General features: G+C 63.4%; 1 protein-coding gene and 1 pseudogene. Both read right to left on the bottom strand.

The features are described 5' to 3' along the window. Positions 1-409 precede the first annotated feature (409 nt). Positions 410-1,755, bottom strand: a pseudogene (locus ADBZ5N_RS18475) (WS/DGAT/MGAT family O-acyltransferase). Positions 1,756-1,973: 218 nt separating this feature from the next. Then, the gene (locus ADBZ5N_RS18470) at positions 1,974-2,735 is read right to left on the bottom strand and encodes an SDR family NAD(P)-dependent oxidoreductase (protein WP_526259990.1); all 762 of its coding nucleotides are present in this window, start codon (positions 2,733-2,735) and stop codon (positions 1,974-1,976) included. Between the last annotated feature and the right edge of the window lie 86 nt (positions 2,736-2,821).

Below are 2,821 nucleotides of genomic sequence, written 5' to 3'. Positions count from 1 at the left end.
CAGAACCGCAGGAACTGAGCCTTGACGGCTGAGGCTGCTCGGTCGATGGCCGGCCCGGAGGTCATGGTCTGCTGCTGGCCATCGATCGTGGCCGCCGGGGCCATATCCGTGGCTACCCCACCGATTCGGATTGTCGTCACTCCGAGAGTGGACTGCTCGTCGAGATCGCTAGGCAATTCAGTCCGCCCCAGTTCCGGGCCGGCTCGGTAGATTCGTTTGCAGGAAGGGCGAGTTTGTCGTCCGGTTCAGTGACTTGATGAATCCGGTGAGATACGTGAGTCCGACGCCACTACGGGGCTTCCTCGGCTCTGGCCGGCGATCCACTGCCTCGCCTCCCCATCCACACGCTTGCTATCAAAACGTAAGTGACGAATTGATCCATTAGGGTTGGCGAGCACGCGGCGGTCGACTACGACGACTTCTGCTCGACTGCATGCTCCAAATCGGACAGGGAATCCTCGAGGTACACCAGCAGTCGCTGCAGATGCGGCACGCTGCTCCGGCAGCCAACGATGCCGAAGTCGATGCGGTCCGCGGTGTTGGTCAGCGTGATGTTGAGGGCCTGACCGTCGAGGACGATCGACATCGGGTAGTTGCCGACGAGTTCGGCGCCACCCAGTAGAGCCGATCCCGCGATCCGGGCACGTTGGAGATGACGATATTGAACGGTGGCCGCGCGGCCGTCTTCAGCACCGGAATCAGTTCCAGCATCATCGGCATGGAGTTGTAAGCCGACAGCGCCACCTGCTGGACCTCCGGCAATGATTTGAACACCTCCTTGTTGTCGTTCATGGAGGCGTTGACCACTTTCAAACGTTCGGCTGGATCGGACAGGTCGGTGCCGAGATTGGCCAGCAGCGATCCCACCTCGTTACCGCCGCTCGATTCGCCCTCGCGCAGGCTCACCGGAACCATCGCGATCAACGGCTTGTCCGGCAGAGCATTCTGCTCGATCAGGTACGCGCGCAGGGCGCCGCCGCACACGGCCAGCACCACATCGTTGATGGTGACACCGGCCACCTTCTTGATCGCCCGGAAACGCTCGAACGGCCAGGACTGGGCCGCGAACCGACGGGCCCCCCCGATCGGCACGTTGAACATCGTCCTGGGGGCTTCGAACGGTGAGGTCAGTTGCTGCTTGAGGACTCCCTTGGCGATGTTGTAGCTGCCGGGGCCAAGGCCCGCAATGGATTCGGCGCCCTTTTTCAATATGTCGAGAATCGACTTCTTCGGCCCGGGTTCGTGCGGAGCCCAATACGCCCGCGCGTCATGGTCATTCGGGTCGGTGGACAGCGCCCGGCGCAGTGACAGAATCTGACTGACTCCATCCATTAGGGCATGGTGCGTCTTGGCGTAGACCGCGAAGCGGCCGTCGTCGAGTCCTTCGACCAAATGCATCTCCCACAGCGGCCGGTGCCGGTCCAGCAGCGTGGCGTGCAGCCGTGAGGTGAGCTCCAGGAGTTGGCGGGGCTGGCCAGGGTGGGGCAACGCTGAGTGGCGCAGGTGGTATTCGAGGTCCAGGTCGGGGTCTATCGCCCAGGTGAGTTGCGATATCCCGCCCATCACCTCACGGGGATGCTTACGGAAGGTCGGGTCGGCGTCGGTCTTGGTGATCAGTTTGTCGTAAAGCTGACTGACGAATTCCGGGCCGGCTCCAGCCGGCTGCTTGTAAACATGCAGTCCGCCCACGTGCATCGGATGCTCGCGCGACTCGCCCGACAGGAACATGCCGTCGAACGGTGAGATGAGTTCCATGTTCTGCCCCCGGGTGCGTGGTGTCTGACTGGTTAGGCGATTACAGCAAGCCCAGCTCTCGACGGGGCCCGAAATCGAAAAGCACCGCGGGAATTTCGCCCGAACACGACCGGCAGTACAGCGGATCGACTGGCTCGGGGTGGCAGACCGCCGCGCCAACCCACCTTCACCGGTCGCCGACCGTGCTGCCGACGGCCAGCGGGACGCGATCGTTGCGGCTAGGAGATGGTCAGCCCACCGTCGACGACGATGGTCTGACCGGTGACGTATCCACCGGCGGCCGACGCCAGCCAGACGGCGGTCGCGGCCAGTTCAGCCGGGTCGCCCAGCCGCCCCAGAAAGACCCGAGGCAACACGGTTTCGAAGTAGCCCGGCCCGTACCCGTCGGTCATCTCGCTCTTGAAGAAGCCAGGCGCCAGTCCGGTCACCCGAATCCCCTTGCGGGAGCCCCACTGCTGAGCCAGGTCGCGGGTCAAACCCATGATGCCGGCCTTGGAGGCGCTGTACGCGGCCTGCGGAAGGCCGCCGGTGACTATGCCAAGGACGCTGGCGATGTTGACTATCGCACTGCCGGGTTGCATCACCCGCCCGCAGGCCTGCGCCATCCAGTACGAACCGTTGAGGTTGACATCGATGACTTTCCGGAATTCCTCAGGAGTCTCCCGGGTGGCAGGCACTGCGGTAGCCACACCGGCGTTGTTGATCAAGACATCGACGCGGCCGAACTCAGCCATCGCGGCGTCGACGAGCTGTTGGCACTGTTCAGGATCGGCCACATCGGTCCTGTGGGTGTGGGCCCGACGGCCGGCCTGCTCGACCAGGGCGGCTGTCTGGGCCAGTTGTTCCACCCGGCGCGCGCCCAGCACCAGATCGGCGCCGGCCTCGGCGAACGCCTTAGCGAAGGCGACGCCCAGCCCGGAGGAGGCGCCGGTGACGATGACGACCTTGCCGTCCAGACGGAATGAGTCGAGCACTGTCATTTAGGGATCCTCAGCAACTGGGTCTGAATGTTGTTCAATTACAGCAATTCCAACTCTCAGTATGACCAGAATCCGGAAAGCATTGC

Origin of the sequence: Mycobacterium sp. (assembly GCF_044370595.1) — a bacterium.
Lineage (GTDB): Bacteria > Actinomycetota > Actinomycetes > Mycobacteriales > Mycobacteriaceae > Mycobacterium.
This window is presented reverse-complemented; position numbering and strand designations above follow the sequence as displayed.